Below are 23,796 nucleotides of genomic sequence, written 5' to 3' on the forward strand. Positions count from 1 at the left end.
AAACTTATAATTAGGTGATATAAATATATTTTTATGATATAGTTAATAAAGAATTAACAAAATGTGAATGGGTTTTCTGAGATTTATTCATTTTTTTGAAAATATTAGTAGAGGATATTAATTATTAATTAAAGAGGTGATATTAACTTTGTATTACAAAATAGGTATTGATGCAGGGTCTACAACTTTAAAATGTATTGTCTTAAATGAAGAGGATAAGGTTATTTATTCTAATTATGAAAGACATTACTCAAAAGTAAGAGAAAAGCTAATAGAAGAACTAGAAAATATAAAAGGGTTAATTGAGAATAAAAAGTTTAAAATAGCTATAACTGGATCAGCTGGCTATGGAATTTCAAAAGAATATAATCTGCCTTTTGTTCAAGAAGTTTTTGCAACAACATTGGCTATAAAAAGATATTATGATGATGTAGATGTAGCAATAGAACTTGGAGGAGAAGATGCTAAGATAATCTTCTTGACAGGTGGTTTTGAGGAGAGAATGAACTCAAGTTGTGCAGGTGGAACGGGGGCTTTCATAGATCAAATGGCTCATCTTATGGGGCTTACTGTAGATGAAATGGACAACTTAAGTCTTAAACATGAGAATATATATGAGATTGCTTCAAGATGTGGGGTTTTTGCTAAAACTGATATTCAACCATTATTAAATCAAGGAGCAAGAAAAGAAGATATTTCTGCAAGTGTATTCCAATCTGTTGTAAATCAAACTATAGGTGGATTAGCACAGGGAAGAAGTATTGAAGGTAAGATAATGTTTTTAGGAGGACCTTTATATTTTTGTAAGGGATTAAGAGAAAGATTTATAAAAACATTAAAATTACAGGATAATGATGTTGTTTCTCCTGAAAATGCACAAGTTTTTGTAGCCATTGGAAGTGCTATATATTCTAAGGAAAGTAATAGAGAATATGAATACAAAGAATTATTAGGAATAATAAAAGAAAGCCATAATGAAATCTCAACTATAAATACGATCGATCCATTATTCAATGATGAATTAGAGTATGAAGAATTCATAGAAAGACACAATAGAGCTAAAGTAATAAGCAATGATATAAATAGTTATAATGGTGAAGCTTACATAGGAATTGATGCTGGAAGTACAACAACTAAGGTTGTTTTAATAGATAAAGAGGATAATATTTTATATGAGTATTATGGTTCAAATAAAGGAAATCCTATTGAAGTAGTAAAAAAAGAATTAAAGCATATTTATAATATATGTGGAGAAAAAATTAAAATCATAGGTAGCGCAGTAACTGGATATGGAGAAGAATTAATAAAGAAAGCTTTTTCAATTGATTTTGGAATAGTAGAAACCGTAGCACACTATATTGCAGCTAGTCACTTTAATCCTAAGGTTGATTTTATTTTAGATATAGGTGGACAAGATATCAAATGCTTTAAAATAAAAAATGGGATTGTAGCAAATATAATGTTAAATGAGGCATGTTCATCAGGATGTGGATCCTTTATAGAAAGTTTTGCAAATCAAATGGGATATGACGTAGAAACATTTTCTAAATTAGGGTTATTTGCTAAACATGGAGCAGACTTAGGATCAAGATGTACTGTTTTTATGAACTCATCAGTAAAACAAGCTCAAAAAGAGGGGGCAACAGTAGAAGATCTTTCAGCCGGACTTTCTGTTAGTGTAGTAAAAAATGCTCTTTATAAAGTAATAAGAGCTAAAAGTGTGGATGAATTAGGTGAAAATATAATTGTTCAAGGGGGAACAATGTATAATGATGCCATACTTAGAGCCTTTGAAAAAGAACTTGGTATGAATGTTATAAGACCTAGTATATCCGGACTTATGGGAGCTTATGGATGTGCGCTTTATGCAAAGAGAAAAAATTCAAAGGAAAGTAAAATAATCTCTAAAGAAGATTTAGAAAAGTTTACACATAAGTCTAAAATAGCGAAGTGTGGTTTGTGTACTAATAGATGTAATTTAACAATAAATATTTTTAATGATGGTGAAAGATACATTTCAGGAAATAGATGTGAAAGACCAACAGGTAAAAAAGTAGCAGAAAGTATTCCTAATATGTATCAATATAAATATAAAAAATTAAGAGAATATGAATCATTAGAAGAGGGAACAAGAGGAACTATAGGATTACCAATGGTTTTAAATATGTATGAGAATATTCCTCTATGGGCTACTTTCTTTAAGGAGTTAGGATTTAAGGTTGTTTTATCTGACCAATCTAATAAAAAAATGTATTTAAAAGGACAGCATACAATTCCATCAGATACTGTATGTTATCCAGCAAAATTAGCTCATGGTCATATTGAAAACTTATTAAGTAAAAATATAGAGCATATATTCTATCCATGTATGAGCTATAATTTCGATGAGGGTATGGCAGATAACTGCTTTAATTGTCCTGTTGTAGCTTATTATCCAGAACTTTTAAAGACTAATGTAAAAGAGTTAAATAAAAATAATTTTACTATGGATTACTTAAGCTTAAATAACAAGAAGCTATTAAGCAAAAAGCTTTATGAAATTTTAAGTGAAACTTTTGGAGATATAAAACAAAAAGAAGTTAAAAATGCTTTAGAAAAAGCTTATATAGAATATGAGAGATATACTAAGGATATAAGAAATAAGGGTAAAGAGTTTATAGAGTATGCTAAAAATAACAATAAGAAGGTTATAGTAATAGCAGGAAGACCTTATCATATAGATCCAGAAATAAATCATGGAATAGATAAGGTTTTAAGTAGCTTAGGGATTATTGTTTTAACTGAAGATTCTATTGAGTTAAGTCATGAAAAACCAAAGGTAAATATTTTAAATCAATGGACATATCAAGCTAGATTATATAATGCAGCTTATTATGTAGCAAGAAATAAGGATATTGAGCTTATTCAACTAGTATCCTTTGGGTGTGGAACAGATGCCATAACTTCTGATGAAGTAAAAGATATATTAGAAAGAAATAATAAGATATATACTCAATTAAAAATAGATGAAACAAATAATTTAGGCGCAGCGAAGATAAGAATTAGAAGCTTGCTAGAGGCTATAGCACAGGAATAGGTGATAGAATGGAAATAGGAATTAAGAACGAATTTGCAGTATTTACTAAAGAAATGAAAAAGACTCACACTATTTTAGCTCCTACAATGTTGCCAATACACTTTAAACTTTTATCTGGAATAATGAAAAAATACGGTTATAAATTAGAGTTCTTTGAAGGTGATACAAATAGTGCCATTAACGAAGGATTGAAAAGTGTTCATAATGATATATGTTATCCAGCTATGATTGTAATTGGACAACTTATGGAAGCTTTAAAAAGTGGAAAGTATGATCCAGATAAAACAGCTTTAATAATAAGCCAAACTGGAGGCGGATGTCGTGCATCTAACTATATACATTTATTAAGAAAGGCTTTAAGAGAAAATAATTTAGAGCATGTGCCAGTAATTTCTTTAAACGCAAGTGGATTAGAGAAACATGAAGGCTTCAAGATGTATCCAGGATTATTACTTAAATGTATATATGCTCTTTATTATGGAGATTTACTTATGTACATGTATAATCAGTGCAAATCCTATGAGATTAATGAGGGAGAAACTGATGAAGTCTTAGATAAATGTATTAATACTTTAAATAATAAATTCAAAAATTTAGGTTATTTAAAAATAAGAGAATTATTCAAAGATATAATTTTAGAATTTTCTAAATTGGAATTAGAACAAACTGAAAAGGTGAAAGTTGGTATTGTAGGAGAAATATATTTAAAATATTCTCCTTTAGGTAATAATGATTTAGAAAAATTCTTAAGAGAAGATAATGCAGAGGTTGTTATGTCAGGAGTGACAGATTTCTTTATGTATTGTCTATCAAACTCAGAAATAGATTATAAGTTGTATGGAATGAAAAAAGTGTCAAGTAAGGTCACTAAGGTTGGATGTTCATATTTAGAGCATTTACAAAATATTATGATAGATTCAATAAAGAAATACAGTAAGTTTAGAGCACCAGCTCCATTTAAAGAATTAAAGACTTCCGTTGAAGAATATATCGGAAGAGGAGTTAAAATGGGTGAAGGATGGCTTATGACTGCTGAAATGTTAGAACTTATAAATAGTGGAGTAAATAATATTGTTTGTGCTCAACCTTTTGGATGTCTTCCTAACCATATAGTCGGAAAGGGAATGATTAGAGGGATAATGGAGAAGCATCCAGAGGCTAATATAGTTGTTGTAGATTATGACCCTTCATCAACAAAGGTCAATCAAGAAAATAGAATAAAATTAATGTTAGCTAATGCTAAATTAAGTGAGTATTTATTAAATAGTTAATTAAAAGGTCTCAAATAAGAAATTAAGTTTCTTTATTTGAGACCTTTTAATCTTAAAAATATCTTAAATAATAAGATAAGTTTAGAAAAATAATATTTTAATATTATAATGTATTTAAGGAATTATTATAGGAGGGTAATATGAATATTTTAATAGCTGAGGATGAACAAGATATAAGAAATCTTTTGGAGTTACACTTATTAAAGGAAGGATATACTGTTTTTAAAGCTGTAAATGGCTTAGAAGCTTTAGATATATTAAAAAAGGAACATATTCACTTAGCATTATTAGATGTTATGATGGATGGAATAGATGGCTTTAATTTATTGAAAATGTTAAGAGGATGGAGTCAAATTCCAGTTATCTTTTTAACTGCAAAAATCGAAGATGATGATAAGATATTAGGATTAGGGTTAGGAGCAGATGACTACGTTATAAAGCCATTTAAGCCAGTAGAACTTATGGCAAGAATTAAATCTAACTTAAGAAGATGCTATAAATACTCTGGAGAAAATGAACTTATAAAGATTGGAAACTTAGAACTTGATAAAGAAGGATGTACTGTGAAGAAAGATGGAGAAATAGTTTCTTTAAATGCAAAAGAGTTTAAAATACTAGAAATGTTAATGAATAACATAGGAAGAGTATTTACTAAAAAACAGATATATGAAAATATATGGCAAGAGGATTATTTAGGGGATGATAATACTATAATGGTTCATATAAGCCATTTGAGAGATAAAATAGAGGAAGATCCTAAAAATCCTTGTAAAATAAAAACGATAAGAGGGATAGGTTATAGATTTGAAAAGATTTAATCTAAGAAAAAATAGATATAGGGTTTCTAATATACTACTTAGAAATTACCTTAAGGTATTTTTACTAATAAGTATTATAACTACTATTATATTTATATTTTCATTTATAACAGGTATTGCTATATATTTGAAAAGTGAGCCTTTAGAAGGAGAAACTTCAGATATAATTCTAGGTGAAATAGAGAATAAAGATTATGATAGTATAAGTGAAAATTACATAACAGACCATGATGGTTGGATTGAGGTTATAGATAAGGATTTAAATGTGATAAAAACAATCGGTACTCCTAAGGTAAAAAGAGATAAGTATTCTAATGAAGAGTTTGGAGAAATTTTAGTTAATGAAATAAATGCCACTAATATGGATAATGATTATTTTATTTATGTTGGATATAGCAAAGAGGGACATTTTTTTGTTCTTACTAGAATACCTAAAGAAGATTTATCCAGTATGTTCATAAAAAGTCCTAGAATAGGCTTTAAAGTGTTTGTGTACATAATGGTAGTGTTATACATTTTTATATTTATAATAAGTTTAATTCTTTATTCTAGACTAACATCAAAGACATTTACTAAGCCTTTAGATAAACTTATGAATGGAGTTAGAAAATTAGCTTCAGGTGATTACTCAACTAGGATAAATATTGAAAGAAATAATGAATTTAAAGAGCTTGGAGATGCATTTAACAACATGGCTTCTAAAATAGAGGAAGAGAAAAAACTAAAAGAGACATCAGAAAGACTTAGAAAAGAGTTTGTTAGAAATATAGCTCATGACTTAAAAACTCCTTTATCTAGCATAATAGGTTATTCTAACATTATAAAAAATAATCCTAATATCAGTGAGGAGAATTTAAATAAATACATAAATATAATTGAAAATAATGGAGAAAGAGCAAATGAAATGATAATGGAGCTCTTTGAATTTTATACATTGCAAAGTTCAGAGTTTATCTTAGATAAAAGAAGACAAGATTTAAGTGAGTTTTTAAGAAGTTTAATTGCGGATTATATATATCTATTAGAAGAGAAAGATTTTGATTTTGAGTTTGAGATATGTGATGAAGAGGTTTATTTAGAATTTGATGCTAAAAGACTTGAGCGTGCCATAGGAAACTTAATAATAAATAGCGTTAAGTACAACAAAAATGGAACGAGATTTTTAGTATCTCTTATAAAAGAAGAGAATAGGGTTAAGGTAATAGTCAGTGATGATGGAATAGGGTTAAGTGAGGATATTAAAAAAGATATATTTAATCCTTTTGTAAGAGAAGAAAAATCAAGAAACTCTAAAAAGGGTGGATCAGGTTTAGGTTTAACCATAAGTAAGGAAATCGTAGAAAAACATGGAGGTATCATATATTTAAGTGAAGGGCCTTTAAAAGGGTGTAATTTTATAATAGAATTACCAATAAAATAATAAAGAAGGACTAGTGAGAAGCTAGTCCTTTTTTTATTATGCTGCCTTTCTTGCAGTTCTTTTATTCCTACTATATTTCTTGTATGATTTTTTCTTTCTGTAAGAGAATTTCTTTTTAAAATAACTATAAATTATATCTGTTATAGTATGAAGTCCAGAACCTAAAAATAAAGCTAAAAGAATGTTTGAAAATAAAACTTTATTATTTAATATAAAACTTCCAACTAATTTTAGCATTTCCGGTGTGGAGACACTAATTATAGAAAAAGAATATAACAATGAAGAAATTGTTATAGGTATTATAGATACATAAATTATTCTAATTATAGGTCCTAATATAAAACCGTGTGTAAATACACTTCTATGTTCAAATAGCTTTTGGTAAGGAATCCAAATAAACTTTAAGTAACCCCATCTTTTAAATTCTCTGCTCTTAATATCTAAATCTCCAGAAAACATATATCCACCAAACATATATATGGACACGCCTAATATAGTGAAGGCAAGACTGCTTCCTAAATCCTCTAAGAAAACCATGTTTATAAAGAGAAAAAAGGATGCTACGAAAGGGGTCATAATAACCGTAATTTTGTCATGTGTTTTTCCTGCTGCCAAAATATCACCCCGCAAAAAATATTTATAATAATAATATAACATATTTTGGAGTAATAGCACATAATTTATTGAATTAACATATTAAAACTTTAATAGTGGTAGATTTTCATATAATAAATCATGATATGGTATTTTATATTTTATATCATGATTTTCTTATATGAAAATATTAATAAATAGTTAAATTAATAAAAATTAACTATTTATCTATTAAAATTTCTAAATTAATATTTACTACTGGATAACCTTTGTGATAGTATTAATAAAAACTTAATTTTATAAGTAATTTAATATTTAACAAAAGCTAAAATGATTCGTAGATTGGGGGAGTACGTTTGAATAAAAATAAATATGGATTATTTACAACAATTGGAATGATAGTTGGTGTTGTTATAGGTTCAGGAATATTTTTTAAAAGTGACAATATTCTTATAGCAACTGGCGGAAGTATTAGTTTAGGGGTATTAGTTTTTTCGATAGCCGCACTTGGTATCATATTTGGAAGTCTTACAATTTCAGAATTAGCTTCTCGTAATTCAAAGGCTGGTGGAATTATAACCTATGCTGAGGAATCATATAATAAATCTGTAGCATGTTCATTTGGATGGTTTCATACATTATTATATTATCCAACACTTATAGCCGTTGTTTCATGGGTTACAGGAATATATACTTGTATGCTTTTTGGAATAGAGGGAACTTTAGAAATACAGGTTTTAATTGGACTAGCAGTCGTTGGGATATTATTTTTATTTAATGTTTTATCTGCTAAAGCAGGAGGGTATTTTCAAAATGCATCTACAATAATAAAATTAATTCCTTTAATACTTGTAGCTTTAGTAGGATTAGTTTATGGAAATCCAACAAGTATAAATCCAACTGATGTTACTAATATGCAGTCTTTAGGATGGATTTCAGCAATAGCTCCTATTGCCTTTTCATTTGATGGGTGGATCGTTGCAACTTCCATAGGGCATGAAATTAAAAATCCTAAAAAGAACTTACCAAAGGCTTTAATAATAGCACCATTATTTATACTTATTATATACATAGCTTACTTTGTAGGTATAAGTACTTTTGTAGGACCGGAAATGGTAATGCAACTTGGAGACGCTCACGTAGATTTAGCAGCTAATAAAATTTTAGGACCTATGGGAGCAAAAATATTTATAATTTTTGTTATTATATCAATTATGGGAACTGTCAATGGTCTTTTAATGGGAATGATAAGATTACCATACTCATTAGCTATAAGAGGAATGTTTCCTAAGTCAGATAAAATTTCTAAAGTTAACGATAAATTAGGAATACCAGTTAATTCAGCTATGATATCTTTAGTAGTAATTTTATTCTGGGTAGTGATACATTATATAACTCAAAAGTTTAATGTTCTTCCTAACTCTGATATATCAGAGATTTCTATAACAATAAACTATGTGCTTTACATTTTATTATATGTAAAAGTATTTAATATGGGAAGAAGTGGAGAAGTAAAAGGAATTTGGAAAGGATTCTTAAATCCTATATTAGCCACAGTTGGTTCTCTAATAATATTAATTGGAAGTATGAGTAATCCATTATTCTGGGTTTATACTTCATTCTGCTTAATTTTATTATTGTCAGCAATGGCATTCTGGAAGATAAAAGAAAGAAGCTTAAATTTATCATAAATAAAAAAACACTAAGAAGGATTGTTCTTAGTGTTTTTTTTATTTTTATTAATTAAACTAGAAAAAATTAAATTAATTAATAAAAAAACTAAAAATTTCTGATAACATTTCAAAAAAAACCAATTTATTAACTATATTTTAATAAATTGTTATTATAATAGACAAAATATATTTAAAATATTTAAAATATATGTTAAGATGATATATTATACGTATAAATTACATATAATCCAACAATTTAACTAAGGAGGAAAAATATGAGCTCAGAACATAAGAGTAAATTGTCTTTAACAGCGCTTATATTAATGATTTTCACATCAGTATATGGTTTTGCTAATATGCCAAAGGCCTTTTATTTAATGGGATATGGTGCTATTCCATGGTACATAATATCAGCATTAGCATTCTCAATTCCATATGCTTTTATGATGGCAGAATATGGAGCAGCATTTAGAAAGGAAAGAGGGGGAATATACTCATGGATGGCAAAGTCTGTAGGACCTAAATATGCTTTCATAGTTACATTCATGTGGTATTCATCAAACTTAATATGGTTAGTTAGTAACTCATCATCAATATGGATTCCTTTCTCAAATGTTATATATGGAAAAGACACTACAGGTACATGGTCTTTATTAGGACTAAGTGTTCCGCAAACTATGGCTATATTAGGATCAATTCTTATAATAGTTATTACTTATGCAGCATCTAAAGGATTAAAGAACATAACAAAAGTAACTTCAATTGGGGGAACTGTTGTTGCATTATCAAACATAGTACTTATTCTTGGTGCTATAATTGTTTTTGCAGGTAATGGATTCAAGCCAGCGGAGGCTATAAACGCCTCAGCCTTTGTTAATGCTCCAAATCCATCTTATCAGTCACCAATTGGTGTATTAGGATTTTTAGTTTTTGCAGTCTTTGCTTATGGTGGATTAGAAGCTGTTAGTGGATTGGTTGATGAAACTAAGGATGCTAAAAAGAATTTCCCTAGGGGATTAATGATTGCATCTATAATAATAGCTGTTGGATATGCTATTGGAATACTTTGTATTGGATTATTTACAAACTGGCAAGAAACATTATCAGGAGATAATGTTAACTTAGCTAATGTTGCATATATAGTAATTCAAAACTTAGGTGTAAAATTAGGACAAACTTTCGGTATGAGCACTGGAGCTTCACTTCAATTAGGAGCTTGGTTTGCAAGATACATAGGTCTTTCAATGATGCTAGCATTAATGGGAGCATTCTTCACTTTAAGTTATGCACCTATTAAACAGTTAATAGAAGGAACACCTAAAGAAATATGGCCAGAAAAATGGACAAGATTAAATAAAAATAACATGCCAGTAAACGCTATGTGGGTTCAATGTATCGTTGTTGTAATATTTATCTTAGTTGCTTCTTTCGGAGGAGATTCTGCGAATAAATTCTTTAGTTACTTAATATTAATGGGTAACGTGGCTATGACAATACCATATATGTTCTTATCAGGTGCTTTCCCTGCATTTAAAAAGAAAAAAGAAATTCAAAAGCCATTTGTTATGTATAAATCATATAAGGCTTCAGTAGTATGGTCAGTAATAGTAACCTTCACAATTGGTTTCGCGAACTTATTTACAATAATAAAACCTGTTATTGAAGATAAAGATTACACAGCTATGGCATTCCAAATAACTGGACCAATAGTATTTGCTATAATTGCATTTGTACTTTATCATAACTATGAAAAGAAATTGAAAAACAAATAATTTAAAAAACAACATCCTAAAAGATGTTGTTTTTCTTATTTTTCTTAATATGGATTCTTTTTGAAGTTTTATAGTATAATTATTTTAACAGTAAATAAAATGGAGAGTGTAGCATATGAAGAAAAAAACATTAATTATTTTAGGAGTTATCTTAATATTATTATTGAGTGTAGGAGTTTACTTGGTAAAGGATAGTTCTACCTTTAAAATTACCATTAATAACAAGACAAATAAAGAAATAAGTGGTCTAAAAATAAGTTATAGCAATAATAGTAAAAACATAAATGTGCCAAGCATAAAGGCAGGGAAGTCCACTGAATTAAAAGTAAAAGCTGATGAAAGTGGTTCATTAGTTATGTATTATACAGATATTTTAGGAGATTCCCATAAAGAAATTTTAGCAGGATATTTTCAAAAAGGGTTTTCCGGTAAGGTTGTTGTGAATATAACAACGGTAAATGATTTAGGAATATATGGAATGGAGATAGCATCTCCTGAAGCTGAGAATATATTAAATAATGAATAAAATAGGAAAGGAAGTGAAGGTAAAAAAGAGGTAAGTACTCTTTTTTACGATTAAATGGAAAGAGTTATATACAATATCCTATATATAATAATATATAGCTTTTTAGGATGGGTATGTGAAGTTATATATTGTTCTATAATAGATCACAAATTTACTAATAGAGGCTTCTTAAACGGTCCTCTATGTCCTATATATGGCTTTGGAGCTTTTTTTGTTTTAACATTTTTAGATGATTATAAGAATAATGTAATAGTAGTATTTATTTTAGGAGTTATAATAACGTCAATTTTGGAATATATAACTTCCTTTGTATTAGAAGCAATATTTCATACAAAATGGTGGGATTATTCAAAGCATAGATTTAATATACACGGTAGAGTATGTTTATTGAATTCAACTCTATTTGGTATATTATCAGTGGTTTTAGTTGAAGTTATAAATCCTATAATAGTTGATTTTGTTGGTAAATTCCCAGAAAAGTTAGTTTTTGTTGTGACAATAGTTCTTACAGCTACTATTGCTGTAGACTTTGTAATAACAGTTCATACTATGCTTAAATTAAATTCGAAATTACACAATTTACATGGATTGTCTAAGGAATTTGAAGAGCTTGGAGTATCATTTATAGATAAGACAGAGACAGAACTAGAACTTACCATGAAGAAATTTAAACATAAAACTAGCTTAAAAGAAGATATGTTAAATAGAGCAAGAGCTTTAAGAAAGAATAATATTCTTCAAAGAAGACTTTTAAAAGCTTTCCCTAATATGAAACATAAAAAATATAATGAATTACTTCAAAAATTAAGAAAAGAGAATAAATAAAAAAATAAAGGAAGTCATTAATAGACTTCCTTTATTTTTAATTGTATTTGTCTTTAGATAACACTTCTTTTTTTACTAAAACTCCATTTTCGTAAGTTTCCTTATAAGTTGTTGATGACTTAGGACCATGTTGATCAACAGCTATTACTATTTCTTTTTCAGGATCTTCATCTATACCCCAAATATTAGCTTTTACTTGACCAGATGATGTTATATAAGTTTGAACGATAACAGGATTATTCGTATTATTTTGGAATTTAAAATCAACAACATCTTTTGCCATAGTTGCATCTCTGCCTATAGGAGCATAAGTTACTGGAAGACTATGAGGAGATCTTTCAACAATTTTTAAGTCAGCATATAAGACTGAATTATAAAGCGTTGTAACACCTTGGCATATTCCACCAGCTAAAATATCAACTACCTTATTACCTATATAACCAGGTGCATAAGTGTAACCATTGCTTTCAGTTCTATCTTCTCCTTCTTTATCAGCAGAGAAAATATCTCCAGGCATTAATACTGTATTATTAAGCTTACTTAAATAGGTACGTATATTTTCAGTACGACCTCCACTTAAACTTGGTAGAGGAGTAGAATATGAACCTAAAATAACCATATTATTAACTGTTTCTTGTGTTAATTCAGGTTTAATTTCTTCTACCGGTATTTCAATGGTACAGTTTTGACTATAGTGACTATTGGTATCCAAATCACTTATTATATCAGAGGTAAGCTTGTCTAAGTCAAGCTTATACCCAATCTCTTCTTTAGTTGCTGTTAAAGTATCACCTGAAAATGAAATAGTTGGTTCAACCTTTTCTTTATCAATTTTATTACTTATTTCAGAAAGTTTTTCACTTAATTCCTCAGAATTAGATTGAGGTTTAAACTTAAAGTGCTTTGGATTATATTTTAAGTTTAATCTTTGAAAGGTATTATTTAAAATATTGCCTTCCTTTCCAAAAGATAAAACCTCATCTGATATATCATTAACATCAAAGAAGAATCCTAAATCTTTTGCTGAGAAAGTCTCATTGAACATATCTTTATAATTAAAGGTTATTTTAAAATTATCTAATAAATTAGAGTAGTGCTCAGTTACTTTTTCTTTTAAGTCTTCCTTAGTTAAGTTTGACATATTTATGTTTTCAACATAAATTCGTTCGTAAGTAATATCTTTACTAGAATAGGTTTTAAATAAAATTACTGAAACTAAAACTAAAAATAAAGCTATTAGTACTATTGAAATCTTTAGTGCTATCCTTTTGGAATTGAATTTTTCTGTTCTCTTACTTCTCACTTTTATTACCTCAACTATAATTAATTAATATTATAAAAATATGTACATATAGATTAACAAATAAATATAAATAAAATATGGAGAATTTACATAATTTGCTTTATTTAGGTAGTTTTAATATTTATTAAATTTTTGAATGTTTATTTGGTTTTATCTCAATCACTTTTAATTATAATACAGAATTTAGAAATAATATACAAGTTTGAGGAAAATTTCATATTATATTTAATAAAGATAAGGTTGAATGATATTATGTTTAAAAAACTTACTTTAAAAGATAAGAATCTTTATAATAAATATATAGAGAAAAATAGGTTTTTAAGCTGTGAATACTCTTTTACAACTCTTTTTATGTGGAGAAATTTTAATAATATAGAATATGATATATTAAATGATATTTTTGTTATTAAAAAATATGATAAAAATGAAGGCAATTTTTTCATGGAACCTTTAGGAGAAATAAGCGATATGAAATTAAGAAATCTTATTGAAGATTTAGATTCCACAAGAAAAATAGAAAAGGGGAAATGGCTATTTGGAGATGTAAGTGAATCATTTCTTTTTAGGTTACAAAGGCTTTATAGAAGTGAGCTTACAGTTCAAGAAGAAATAAATAACTTTGATTATCTATACGATTATAATGAGTTTATCGCTCTAAAAGGAAAAAAATTTAGAAAGAAGAAAAATAAGTATAATCAATTTGTCAAAAGCTATAATTATAAAACAATTATATTTAAGAAATCTCTAGAGGAAAGTGAAAAGCTTAAATGCTATAAGTTTTTAGATAAATGGTGTTTAGAAAATGAGGAAATGGATGAGGAGTTTTTAGCTGAGATAGAAGGAACAAAAGATTTAATAAATTTTTTAGAAGAGTTGAATCTTGAATTAATAGAGCTTTATGCCGGAGAAGAATTAATTGGCATATCTATAGGGGAAATATTTAATGATTATATATATATAGTCCATGTTGAGAAATGTTTAAAAGAGTTTAATGGAGCTTATGCTTTTATAAGCAATAGTCTATTGAAAAATTCATCTTCTAACTTAAAATATGTTAATAGAGAAGATGATTTGGGGATTTTAGGTTTAAGAAAATCAAAGATGTCCTATAATCCTAAGTTTTTTGAAAGAAAATATTTAGTAAGAATAAAATAAGGCTTTTTTAAGCCTTATTTTATTCTTTAAAACCATATAGTGATGTTTTTGTCATATCTAAAGATTTATTTACATGATTTAATGTGTTTTGAATGAGTTGTTTATTATCAGTCTTATCAACTGTATTTAAAGCAAAATTTATGTATTCTTGAGCATGAAGAGCATTTTTTACAGCAAATATAAGTTCTTTTTCTACATTCTCTTCTAAGTTTTCCATAATTAACACCTCTTAAAAATTAATCTTTATAGTTATTATAATTATCTTGAGCATGCTCTAATGTGCTAGCAATTGCTTTTAAGGCTGCATGTACTTCTGTTTTACTTTCTTTATTAGTTATACTCATATATGCATTATTTAAATGATTCTGACAAGAACAAAGCTCGTCAATAGCAAGTCTAAAATTATCTCTTGCATTATATCTCATAAAAAAAACACCACCTTAAAATATTCTTCATTTATATAGTATGTATATTTAAATAAAGAATAAGTGGAAATATCATAATTTAATCCCTTACAATTCCTTTCACAGAGTGAATTAAGTCAAATACATCCTCATAATATTGATCAAAATTATTTATAAAAGAATACTTTATTCATTATACTAATTTAAGTTTATAACTCCATTTTTGCAAGTTTAATACGAATATTACTCTTAAATAATATACTCGTAAATGAGTATTAAAATACAAAAAGAAAAGATAAAAAACAAAAAAAGGAAAATCCAAAAATAAAGAAAAAACAGAGAAAACTCTCTGTTTTTAAAAATTTACTTATTTTCGTTGTTTAATCTATCTATCATAACATTCTTAGCCTTAATTTCGAAAGTATCATCTAAAGGTGATAATGAAATATTATCATACTTACTACTAAGAGCTAATGTTAAAATTCTATCTGCAAGTTCTGGATTCTTAGATAAAAGTGAACCGTGGAAATAAGTACAGAAAGTATTTTTATAAATACATCCTTCATAACCACTTTCACCATTGTTTCCATAACCGTGAACACATTTTCCAAGAGGCTGTAAGTCTCCAATAAATGTTCTACCAGAGTGATTTTCGAAACCAACATAAGTTTCATCGAACTCTTCATTATGAATAACTGTATTACCTATGAATCTAGTATCTCCACCTTCAGTATATATATCTAAGATTCCTAAACCATCAATTTTTTCTCCAGTAGGAGCTGTATAATAATTTCCTAAAAGTTGATATCCACCACAGATTGCTAAAAGAACTTTTCCTTCTTCAACATATTCTTTTAAGACATCTTTCTTTAAAGTTAATAAATCATCTGATACAATTGATTGCTCAAAATCTTGACCGCCACCGAAAAATACTATATCGTAATTATCTTTATCAAAATTATCACCAATAGAAACATTTATTACATTTACTTTGATTCCACGTAATTCAGCTCTATGTTTTAATATTAAAATATTTCCTACATCTCCATAAACATTTAATAAGTCTGGATATAAGTGACATATATTTAATTCCATGTGAATCTCTCCTTTAAATTACCAAAGCTTTTCAATATAACCTTTAGCATGTAAGTATTTTCTATAGTTAATCATAGCAGTATAAGTTGCAAGAATATAAATCTTATTTTCTTTAGAATTTTTGATTGCATCTGTTAAGCCGTCAAAATCTTCTTTGATTACAAACTTTTCAACTGGTAGATTAGCTATTTTTAATCTTACAGCCATATCATAAGCTCTTATTCCAGAGATGAATATTTCATTTAAATCCATAGAATTTAATTTTTCAAAATCAACATCCCAAATCCAAGACACATCTTTACCATCTGCATAATTATCATTTAATAAGAATGCTGCAGCAAAGCTTTCAGAGTTTAAAAGTAGAGTATCTAAAGCTTGATTATATCCAGCTGGATTTTTAACTAAGATAATTCTTGCTTCTTTATCTCCTATTTTAATAGTTTCTTGTCTACCAAAAGATGAACTTTGGTTAGAGAATGATTTTTGAATAACTTCATCACTAATATGTAATTCTTTTGCAACAGAATAAGCACATAATGCATTATATATATTATAAGTACCTGGTTGAGTTATTGTAAATAATCCACCATTTATAACAACTTTAGAACTTTCTGGTGTAAGTTCTACTATTTCTTCTACTTTATATTTTAAATCTTCTCTCTTGAATCCACAGTTAGGACAGTAGTAACTTCCAAGATGATTATATGTTATAAAGTCATAAGAATAAGGTTGTTTACAGAATTTACAGAACTTAGCATCTGCATTAATCTCTATATTCTTATTGTTGTTTGGAGAAACTTCGAATCCGTAGTAAACTTTAGGATTTTTAACATCAAGTCTTCCTAATAAAGATTCATCTCCATTTAAAAGAAGAGTAGTACTTGGTACTTTAACAACTCCTTCTAATATTTTGTTTAAAGTAGTATAAACTTCTCCATATCTATCTAACTGATCTCTAAAAAGATTAGTTACAGTTATTATTTCTGGAGTTATGTACTCAGTTATGAATTTTAAGTTAGCTTCATCAACCTCTATTACTGCATATCTCTCTTTATTTGAAGAGAATTTGTAATTAGCTACAAATGTACTAACTATTCCTGGATATAAATTTGCTCCAGTAGCATTAGTTATAACATCTAATCCATTACCTTTAAGGACATTATATATCATTGAAGTAGTAGTAGTCTTTCCATTAGTTCCAGTAACTAAAATAACTTTATAATTTTGAGAAACTACCTTTAAAATGTTTCTGTCAATTTTTAAAGCTACTTTACCTGGAAAGTTAGTTCCACCTTTAAAAACTTTCTTTGAAATAAATTGTGTCATTTTAGATAAGATTATGCTTATATAAGATTTAATAGCTATTTTAAACACCACCTTACAATTACTTTTTAGTCAATCTTCTTAAACTATTATAGTATAGCACAAAGTGTTTAATTTACCAATATATTAATTCCTGAATAAAAGGAAGGAATTTTATACTAGTAAGTAATTAAATGAATTTATTCTATACTTACTAGAAATTTTACAATGAAATATGAATTGAAATATTGTATTATATATAGGAAAGATATAATTAAATTGAATTAATTATACAAATGATTATAAATAAACTAGACTAGGGGGAATACTAATGTATCCAATAAGATTTGAAAATTTATACTATGATAAAGTTTGGGGTGGAAGAGATTTTGAACTTTTTAGAGATAATATGCCAGAGGGAATGATAGGAGAAACTTGGGATGTTGCTTGCCATCCAAATGGAATGAGTATAGTTGAAAATGGTGAATATAAAGGTTTAAGATTAGACCAATTAATAGATAAATTAGGAAGCGATTTAGTAGGAACTGAAATATCAAAAGAGAAATTTCCTCTACTTGTAAAATTAATAAATGCAAAGGATAAATTATCAGTACAAGTTCATCCAAATGATGAATATGGAATGAGAGTTGAAGGAGAACTTGGAAAAACTGAAATTTGGTACGTTGTTGAAGCTTTTGAAGGAGCTAACCTAATTGTAGGAACAAAAGATTGTACAAAAGAGCAATTCGTTAAAGCTATAGAAACTGGTGAATTTGATCAATACTTAAATAAAGTGCCAGTAAAAAAAGGTGATACTTTCTTTGTAAGAAGTGGATTAGTTCATGCTATCTGTGAAGGAGTTATAATAGCTGAAATTCAACAAAATAGTGATACAACTTATAGAGTATACGATTATAACAGAGGAAGAGAAATCCATGTTGAAAAAGCTTTAGACTGTATTGATTTCTCATTAACAGGGGATAAGGCTAAAGGATTAAAAGTATCATATGATCAATATGACAAAACTTATCTTTCATTATGTGAATACTTCTCATTAGAAAAATATGATATACATGGAGTATGTGAAGAAGAAAGTGATAAAGAAAGATTCTTTATATTTACATGTGTTGAAGGAGAAGGTATAGTAACTTCAGAAGAAGGTGAATTATCAATTAAAAAAGGTGATAGTATATTCATACCTGCATCATTAGGAAAATATGCTTTAAAAGGAAATATATCATTATTAAAGAGTTATGTTCCTAAAAAAGGCGCTGTTGAAGAAGAAATTCTTTCAATAGTAAAAGCTTAATATAGTATTTATTTAATTTGAAATTTTTAAGATAGTGCCTCTTCATGAGAGTATTATTTATATAATAATTATAAAATTAAGTATATATAATTAGAAAAGAGTATATCGAAACTGATTTAAAAATAATCAATGGTTATGAATAATTTATTTGGAATATTAAATTCTGAATTAATAAAAATTGCTACTTATTATTGAGATAATTGGTTTTAGATATGCTCTTTTATTTATATATATGTAAAAGTGGACAAATTTAACTAATGAAATTATAATAGAAAAGTAAAACTTAATTATTAGAAAGTGAGTGTAGTTATGGGAATTGATTTTTTATTCATATTTAAGGCCTTAATAATCGCAGTTGTTGAAGGTCTTACAGAGTTTGTTCCTGTTTCCTCAACAGGACATATGATTTTAGTTGGTGACCTTATTCATTTTAATACACAATCAGGTGGATTCCCTGAAATGTATGAAGTTGTTATTCAGTTAGGTGCCATACTAGCAGTTGTAGTTTTATACTGGAGAAAGATAAGTGATTCAGTAGTTGAATTTTTTAGCTACATATTTGCATTTATATTATCTAAAACTTCAGGAGATAAAAGACTGTATGAAAGTAAACTTGCTAAATCAGAAACTGGATTTAGATTTGGTATAAATGTTATTATAGGAACAATACCAGCAGCTATTTTAGGACTTTTATTCCATGATGAAATAAAAAAATATTTATTTTCAACTAAAACTGTGGCTATAGGATTCATAGTAGGTGGTATCCTACTTATAGTTGTAGAAAATAACTTTAGAAGAAGAGCTAAGAGAAGTAAAGTTGTAAAAGATATTGATAAAATATCATATAAACAATCATTACTAGTTGGATGTTTCCAATGTCTTTCTTTATGGCCTGGAATGTCAAGAAGTGCCTCAACAATCATGGGAGGTTGGATTTCTGGATTAAATACGACAATTGCTACTGAATTCACATTCTTCTTAGCAATACCAGCTATGATTGGAGCATCAGGATTAGATTTATTTAAGTTTGATTATTCTCAAATGAATGCAACAAACTGGATTGCATTAATATTAGGATTTATAGTTGCATTTATAGTTTCATTAGTTGTTATAAACAAGTTTATAAACTACTTAAAGAAAAAGCCAATGAGAATCTTTGCTATATACAGAGTATTTGCAGGTATTTTATTAGCTATATTAATATTTACTGGTGTAATTAGTTAATTATAAAAGACAAGGAATTAAGATCCTTGTCTTTTTTTATTTTTTTACAACTAATAATAGTTTTACTAATATTTAAGTAAAAAAACTTGATTTTTCTTAATTTTTAAAATAATTTTGCTTTTCATAAAAACGTTTATATGATATCATTTACTTAAAGGGTAATTGTAAAAAACTTACAAACTATGATATAAGATTGTTTAGAGGAGGATTTTATATGATGCAACCAATTAAAAAAATCGCTATACTAACAGGCGGAGGAGATTGTCCTGGATTAAACGCAGTAATAAGAGCTGTAACTAGGACTGCAATTTTACAGTATGGATATGAAGTTATAGGTTATAAATTTGGATATAGAGGTCTTTATAATAATGACTTTATCAAATTAGATCTTGATTCTGTTTCTGGAATACTTCATAGAGGAGGAACAATTCTTCATAGTTCAAATAAGGACAACCTATTTGATTATCAAGTTGAAGATGAAAATGGTGAGATAGTAAAAAGAGATGTTTCTGATATAGGTGTTGCTAATTTAAAGAAAGAAGGCGTTGATGCTTTAGTTGTTATTGGAGGAGATGGAACATTAACTTCAGCAAGAGACTTCTCAAGAAAAGGAGTAAATGTTATAGGAGTTCCTAAAACAATAGACAATGATTTATTAGCTACAGATGTAACTTTTGGATTTAATACTGCAACAGAAATAGCTACAGAAGCTTTAGATAGACTTCATACTACAGCTGAGTCACATCATAGAATAATGCTTTTAGAAGTTATGGGAAGAAATGCTGGTTGGATTGCTTTAGAATCAGGTATAGCTGGTTCAGCAGATGTAATATTACTACCTGAAATACCTTATGATATAAATAAGATAGTTGAAAAAGTAAGAGAAAGAGAAGAAGCCGGAAAACAATTTACAATTATTGTGGTTGCAGAAGGAGCAAAACCTAAAGATGGAGAAATAGTTGTTTCTAAAATAGTTGATGATAGTCCAGATCCAATAAGATTAGGTGGGATTGCTAATAAACTAGCTAATGATTTAGAAGGATTAATAAAAAATCATGAGATAAGAAGTACTGTTCTTGGACATATCCAAAGAGGGGGAAACACTTCTACTTATGATAGAATACTTTCTACTAGATATGGTGTTAAAGCTGTTGAACTTATCAATAGTAATTTATTCGGGAATATGGTTGCATTAAAAGGAAATAACATATCTTTTGAAAGTTTAGAAAATGTAATTGGATATACTAAGGATGTAGATCCAGAAGGAGAAATGGTAAAAGCAGCAAAAAGTATAGGAATTAGTTTTGCTGATTAAGAGTATAAAAACACTCATCTATATGATGAGTGTTTTATTTTCTATTTAGTAAAATTTTACTTATATTAATGATTAAAATTGCTAATACTTTAAAGGGATTAAAATAAATGTTTAAACGTTAACAAGAAAAAATTTACAATTAATACTTCAAAATTTTCTGAAAATATGGTACACTTTAAACAAGGCAACATTAAAAGCAACATTAAAAGAAAGCTGGTGGGTATTTATGAAAGAAGTTCAAAAATATTTAGAGAGCAGAATCGGTTCGTATAGCTTTTTCTTTGAGGATTTAAAGAGTGGTTATACTTATGGTTACAATGAAAACGTTAAAATGGTTTCAGCAGGTTGTATGAAATTACCTATAGCTATAGCTCTTATAAAACAAGTAGAAGATGGTAAAATAGACTTTTTAGATAAAGTTAAAATAGAAAGTTCAGACAAAGTCTATGGAACTGGAATAATACACGAGTTTGGAGAAAGAGAATATACTGTATTTGAACTTTTGGTAGCAATGCTTATACAAAGTGATAATACAGCAGCTAATAAAATAATTGATTTAGTTGGCATGAATAAAATAAACGAAATCATCAAAGAGTTAGGAATGAAAAATACTGAGCTTAATAGAAAGACCGCTGATGAAAGAAATTTCAAATCAGATATAGAAAATTATACAACAGCTTATGATTTAACTCTAGCTTGGAGAAAACTTAGCGAAGGATCTTTCTTAAGTACAGAGAACTCTCAGATGCTTATAGATATACTTACACGACAACAGATTAAAAACAAACTAGCTTTATATATACCAGATAATCTTAAGTTTGATATATCAAGTAAAACTGGAGATAAAAAAGGTGTAGAAAATGACACTGAATTAATTCATACTCAAAAAGGAAATTTTGCTTGTACAGTTATGTCTAGCGGAATTCCTAATTCTGTATATGGAACTGTTACTTTGGCAAAATCTGGTAAAATGATGTGGGATGCAATCATGAACAATTGGCATTAAAATTAACATTAAACCCTCGATTTATGAGGGTTTAATTTTTTATGAGTATTGAGTATATAGACACTTATATTGTTACTAGAGCAATTAAAGGTTAAATAAGAAGAGGTATAAACTTACTAAGTGATTGTTATTCCAAAGTTTGGAATTATGTCGGCAGGAAGTATTCCTAGGTAAATACATACAATCAATACAATAACACAAAATGCAATTACTTTTAATGCCTTAGCAGCTACCTTTAATATTATATAAACACATAAGGCTACTATTAACACAGTTATTATAGTTTCCATAATTATCTCCTTCCAAGTATATTCTTCATTTACTAAATAGATTGCAAATTATTCATATTAGTCTTTAAAACAAAGCTTGAGACTAAGTCGTTAATCAATATATGAAAAGAATACTTATTTCAATTATTATAGCTAATTAATTTACTTTTTTCTACTTTATTTAGGTTACAGTATAATTAAATGTATAAATAGTTATTTTTTTTTACGTTAAAAATTTTAATAGAAATAAATGCTAAAAGTTTATTGACATAAAAATTTTAATATGATATCATAAGCACAATGAAAGCAGTCCAGTGAGGCTGATTAATGAATAACCTTTAAATTTGATCCAGAGAGGTCAATAAGGAAGTTATATAGTTGAATTATAATCTTGCGAGATTTATTTTATACGCGAAAAGTCTTCCTTATCATAGGAAGACTTTTTTTTGAGTAAAATTATATAGCTTTTCTTCTTTAAATTAACACAGAGAGGTTAAAAAGGAGTGAATTTTTATGTTAAAAAACAAACATTTATTAGACCCATCAGATTTCACAGTAGAGGAATTTGATGAAATTTTCAAATTAGCACATCAAATAATGGCAAATCCAAAAGAATATCAAGACATATGCAAAGGTAAAATCCTAGCAACGCTTTTTTATGAGCCAAGCACTAGAACAAGATTATCTTTTGAATCAGCAATGCTTAGACTTGGTGGACAAGTTATAGGTTTCTCAGAACCAAACTCTTCATCAGTTGCTAAAGGAGAATCACTAAGGGATACTATTAAAACAATAAATTGCTATGCAGATCTTATAGCAATGAGACATCCTTTAGAAGGTGCGGCAAAAGTTGCTTCAATGTATTCAGATATCCCAGTTATAAATGCAGGAGATGGAGGTCATCAGCATCCGACTCAAACATTAACAGACCTTCTTACAATAAAAGAATACAGAGGAAATCTAGAAGGAAATACAATTGCATTATGTGGAGACTTAAAATTCGGTAGAACAGTGCATTCTCTTATAAAAGCACTTTCAAGATATAAGAACAACAAGTTCATCTTAATATCTCCAATAGAACTTAGAATCCCAAATTATATTAGAGAGCAAATCTTAGAAAAAAATAATATAGAGTATAAAGAAATAACTAGTTTAGAGGAAGGCCTTAAAGAAGCTGATATTTTATACATGACAAGAATACAAAGAGAAAGATTTGTAGATCAAAGCGAGTATGAAAGATTAAAAGATGTATATGTATTAGATGAAGCAAAAATGAAGAGTGCCAAAGAAGATATGATGGTTCTTCACCCTCTTCCAAGAGTAAATGAAATAGCTTATGAAGTAGATGAAGATTCAAGGGCATTATACTTCAAACAAGCTAAATGCGGAATGTATGTAAGAATGGCATTAATGGCGAAACTTTTAGGGGAGGCGTAATA

21 protein-coding genes are annotated in these 23,796 nt (G+C 27.8%); 14 read left to right on the top strand and 7 right to left on the bottom strand.

Translation table 11 applies throughout. From position 1 onward, the window contains the following. Positions 1-148 precede the first annotated feature (148 nt). The 4 genes from OIF33_RS05900 (at position 149) to OIF33_RS05915 (ending at position 6,585) form a co-directional block, all read left to right on the top strand. Complete coding sequence (locus OIF33_RS05900) at positions 149-3,076, top strand: acyl-CoA dehydratase activase-related protein (protein WP_322503297.1); 2,928 nt, start codon at positions 149-151, stop codon at positions 3,074-3,076. Between the two features lie 8 nt (positions 3,077-3,084). Then, the gene (locus tag OIF33_RS05905; protein WP_322503298.1) at positions 3,085-4,347 is read left to right on the top strand and encodes a 2-hydroxyacyl-CoA dehydratase; all 1,263 of its coding nucleotides are present in this window, start codon (positions 3,085-3,087) and stop codon (positions 4,345-4,347) included. 140 nt (positions 4,348-4,487) lie between these two features. Beyond that, complete coding sequence (locus OIF33_RS05910; RefSeq protein ID WP_322503299.1) at positions 4,488-5,165, top strand: response regulator transcription factor; 678 nt, start codon at positions 4,488-4,490, stop codon at positions 5,163-5,165. Beyond that, on the top strand, positions 5,152-6,585 hold the full coding sequence (locus tag OIF33_RS05915; protein ID WP_322503300.1) for a HAMP domain-containing sensor histidine kinase: 1,434 nt from the start codon (positions 5,152-5,154) through the stop codon (positions 6,583-6,585). Before OIF33_RS05910 ends, OIF33_RS05915 begins: the two co-directional genes overlap by 14 nt. A 36-nt stretch (positions 6,586-6,621) precedes the next feature. On the opposite strand, the gene OIF33_RS05920 is transcribed toward OIF33_RS05915, so the two are convergent. Beyond that, positions 6,622-7,200 (bottom strand): metal-binding protein, encoded by a 579-nt coding sequence (locus tag OIF33_RS05920; protein WP_322503301.1) that lies wholly within the window; start codon positions 7,198-7,200, stop codon positions 6,622-6,624. A gap of 335 nt (positions 7,201-7,535) precedes the next feature. Between OIF33_RS05920 and OIF33_RS05925 the strand changes: the two genes are divergently transcribed. The 4 genes from OIF33_RS05925 (at position 7,536) to OIF33_RS05940 (ending at position 11,975) form a co-directional block, all read left to right on the top strand. Beyond that, positions 7,536-8,870, top strand: a complete 1,335-nt coding sequence (locus tag OIF33_RS05925; protein WP_322503302.1) for an APC family permease — start codon at positions 7,536-7,538, stop codon at positions 8,868-8,870. A gap of 257 nt (positions 8,871-9,127) precedes the next feature. Further along, positions 9,128-10,624, top strand: a complete 1,497-nt coding sequence (gene yjeM / locus OIF33_RS05930; RefSeq protein WP_322503303.1) for a glutamate/gamma-aminobutyrate family transporter YjeM — start codon at positions 9,128-9,130, stop codon at positions 10,622-10,624. Positions 10,625-10,739: 115 nt separating this feature from the next. Next, positions 10,740-11,150 (top strand): hypothetical protein, encoded by a 411-nt coding sequence (locus OIF33_RS05935; RefSeq protein ID WP_322503304.1) that lies wholly within the window; start codon positions 10,740-10,742, stop codon positions 11,148-11,150. A gap of 54 nt (positions 11,151-11,204) precedes the next feature. After that, on the top strand, positions 11,205-11,975 hold the full coding sequence (locus OIF33_RS05940) for a putative ABC transporter permease (RefSeq protein WP_322503305.1): 771 nt from the start codon (positions 11,205-11,207) through the stop codon (positions 11,973-11,975). 37 nt (positions 11,976-12,012) lie between these two features. Here the strand turns inward: OIF33_RS05940 and OIF33_RS05945 are convergent, their stop codons facing one another. Beyond that, the gene (locus tag OIF33_RS05945; RefSeq protein WP_322503306.1) at positions 12,013-13,278 is read right to left on the bottom strand and encodes a VanW family protein; all 1,266 of its coding nucleotides are present in this window, start codon (positions 13,276-13,278) and stop codon (positions 12,013-12,015) included. A 252-nt stretch (positions 13,279-13,530) separates the two neighbouring features. On the opposite strand from OIF33_RS05945, the gene OIF33_RS05950 reads away from it, so the two are divergent. Beyond that, positions 13,531-14,433: a DUF2156 domain-containing protein gene (locus tag OIF33_RS05950; protein ID WP_322503307.1), complete on the top strand. Its 903-nt coding sequence runs from the start codon at positions 13,531-13,533 to the stop codon at positions 14,431-14,433. Between the two features lie 19 nt (positions 14,434-14,452). Here OIF33_RS05950 and OIF33_RS05955 read toward each other — a convergent pair whose 3' ends face one another. From OIF33_RS05955 to OIF33_RS05970, 4 genes are all read right to left on the bottom strand, one after another. Further along, the gene (locus OIF33_RS05955; protein ID WP_322503308.1) at positions 14,453-14,650 is read right to left on the bottom strand and encodes a hypothetical protein; all 198 of its coding nucleotides are present in this window, start codon (positions 14,648-14,650) and stop codon (positions 14,453-14,455) included. A gap of 19 nt (positions 14,651-14,669) precedes the next feature. Further along, positions 14,670-14,858: a hypothetical protein gene (locus OIF33_RS05960; RefSeq protein ID WP_322503309.1), complete on the bottom strand. Its 189-nt coding sequence runs from the start codon at positions 14,856-14,858 to the stop codon at positions 14,670-14,672. Between the two features lie 342 nt (positions 14,859-15,200). Beyond that, entirely contained in the window at positions 15,201-15,932 is a 732-nt protein-coding gene (locus OIF33_RS05965; RefSeq protein WP_322503310.1) for a type 1 glutamine amidotransferase, read from the bottom strand. Between the two features lie 18 nt (positions 15,933-15,950). Further along, positions 15,951-17,306, bottom strand: coding sequence for a Mur ligase family protein (locus tag OIF33_RS05970; RefSeq protein WP_322503823.1), 1,356 nt, complete (start codon positions 17,304-17,306; stop codon positions 15,951-15,953). A 259-nt stretch (positions 17,307-17,565) separates the two neighbouring features. Between OIF33_RS05970 and manA the strand changes: the two genes are divergently transcribed. The 4 genes from manA to OIF33_RS05990 all read left to right on the top strand — a co-directional run bounded on the left by manA (position 17,566) and on the right by OIF33_RS05990 (position 22,088). Further along, the gene (manA, locus tag OIF33_RS05975) at positions 17,566-18,543 is read left to right on the top strand and encodes a mannose-6-phosphate isomerase, class I (protein WP_322503311.1); all 978 of its coding nucleotides are present in this window, start codon (positions 17,566-17,568) and stop codon (positions 18,541-18,543) included. Positions 18,544-18,852: 309 nt separating this feature from the next. Then, positions 18,853-19,767 carry an undecaprenyl-diphosphate phosphatase gene (locus OIF33_RS05980; protein ID WP_322503312.1) on the top strand — a complete coding sequence of 305 codons (915 nt, stop codon included), beginning with the start codon at positions 18,853-18,855 and terminating at the stop codon, positions 19,765-19,767. 214 nt (positions 19,768-19,981) lie between these two features. After that, entirely contained in the window at positions 19,982-21,082 is a 1,101-nt protein-coding gene (locus OIF33_RS05985) for a 6-phosphofructokinase (protein WP_322503313.1), read from the top strand. A 226-nt stretch (positions 21,083-21,308) separates the two neighbouring features. Then, entirely contained in the window at positions 21,309-22,088 is a 780-nt protein-coding gene (locus OIF33_RS05990) for a serine hydrolase (protein ID WP_322503314.1), read from the top strand. A gap of 116 nt (positions 22,089-22,204) precedes the next feature. On the opposite strand, the gene OIF33_RS05995 is transcribed toward OIF33_RS05990, so the two are convergent. Beyond that, entirely contained in the window at positions 22,205-22,378 is a 174-nt protein-coding gene (locus tag OIF33_RS05995; RefSeq protein WP_322503315.1) for a hypothetical protein, read from the bottom strand. A gap of 492 nt (positions 22,379-22,870) precedes the next feature. Here OIF33_RS05995 and pyrB point away from each other — a divergent pair, with 492 nt between their 5' ends. Continuing rightward, positions 22,871-23,794: an aspartate carbamoyltransferase gene (gene pyrB, locus OIF33_RS06000; RefSeq protein WP_322503316.1), complete on the top strand. Its 924-nt coding sequence runs from the start codon at positions 22,871-22,873 to the stop codon at positions 23,792-23,794. The last annotated feature ends 2 nt before the right edge of the window (positions 23,795-23,796 follow it).

It is taken from the genome of Clostridium sp. LIBA-8841 (assembly GCF_034439435.1).
Classification (GTDB): Bacteria; Bacillota; Clostridia; order Clostridiales; family Clostridiaceae; genus Sarcina.

Coding starts and splice junctions, on each gene's coding strand:
- OIF33_RS05905 (WP_322503298.1), top strand. CDS start 3,085: ATGGAAATAGGAATTAAGAACGAATTTGCAGTATTTACTAAAGAAATG.
- OIF33_RS05910 (WP_322503299.1), top strand. CDS start 4,488: ATGAATATTTTAATAGCTGAGGATGAACAAGATATAAGAAATCTTTTG.
- yjeM (WP_322503303.1), top strand. CDS start 9,128: ATGAGCTCAGAACATAAGAGTAAATTGTCTTTAACAGCGCTTATATTA.
- OIF33_RS05935 (WP_322503304.1), top strand. CDS start 10,740: ATGAAGAAAAAAACATTAATTATTTTAGGAGTTATCTTAATATTATTA.
- OIF33_RS05940 (WP_322503305.1), top strand. CDS start 11,205: ATGGAAAGAGTTATATACAATATCCTATATATAATAATATATAGCTTT.
- OIF33_RS05950 (WP_322503307.1), top strand. CDS start 13,531: ATGTTTAAAAAACTTACTTTAAAAGATAAGAATCTTTATAATAAATAT.
- OIF33_RS05955 (WP_322503308.1), bottom strand. CDS start 14,650: ATGGAAAACTTAGAAGAGAATGTAGAAAAAGAACTTATATTTGCTGTA.
- OIF33_RS05960 (WP_322503309.1), bottom strand. CDS start 14,858: ATGAGATATAATGCAAGAGATAATTTTAGACTTGCTATTGACGAGCTT.
- OIF33_RS05965 (WP_322503310.1), bottom strand. CDS start 15,932: ATGGAATTAAATATATGTCACTTATATCCAGACTTATTAAATGTTTAT.
- manA (WP_322503311.1), top strand. CDS start 17,566: ATGTATCCAATAAGATTTGAAAATTTATACTATGATAAAGTTTGGGGT.
- OIF33_RS05980 (WP_322503312.1), top strand. CDS start 18,853: ATGGGAATTGATTTTTTATTCATATTTAAGGCCTTAATAATCGCAGTT.
- OIF33_RS05985 (WP_322503313.1), top strand. CDS start 19,982: ATGATGCAACCAATTAAAAAAATCGCTATACTAACAGGCGGAGGAGAT.
- OIF33_RS05990 (WP_322503314.1), top strand. CDS start 21,309: ATGAAAGAAGTTCAAAAATATTTAGAGAGCAGAATCGGTTCGTATAGC.
- OIF33_RS05995 (WP_322503315.1), bottom strand. CDS start 22,378: ATGGAAACTATAATAACTGTGTTAATAGTAGCCTTATGTGTTTATATA.
- pyrB (WP_322503316.1), top strand. CDS start 22,871: ATGTTAAAAAACAAACATTTATTAGACCCATCAGATTTCACAGTAGAG.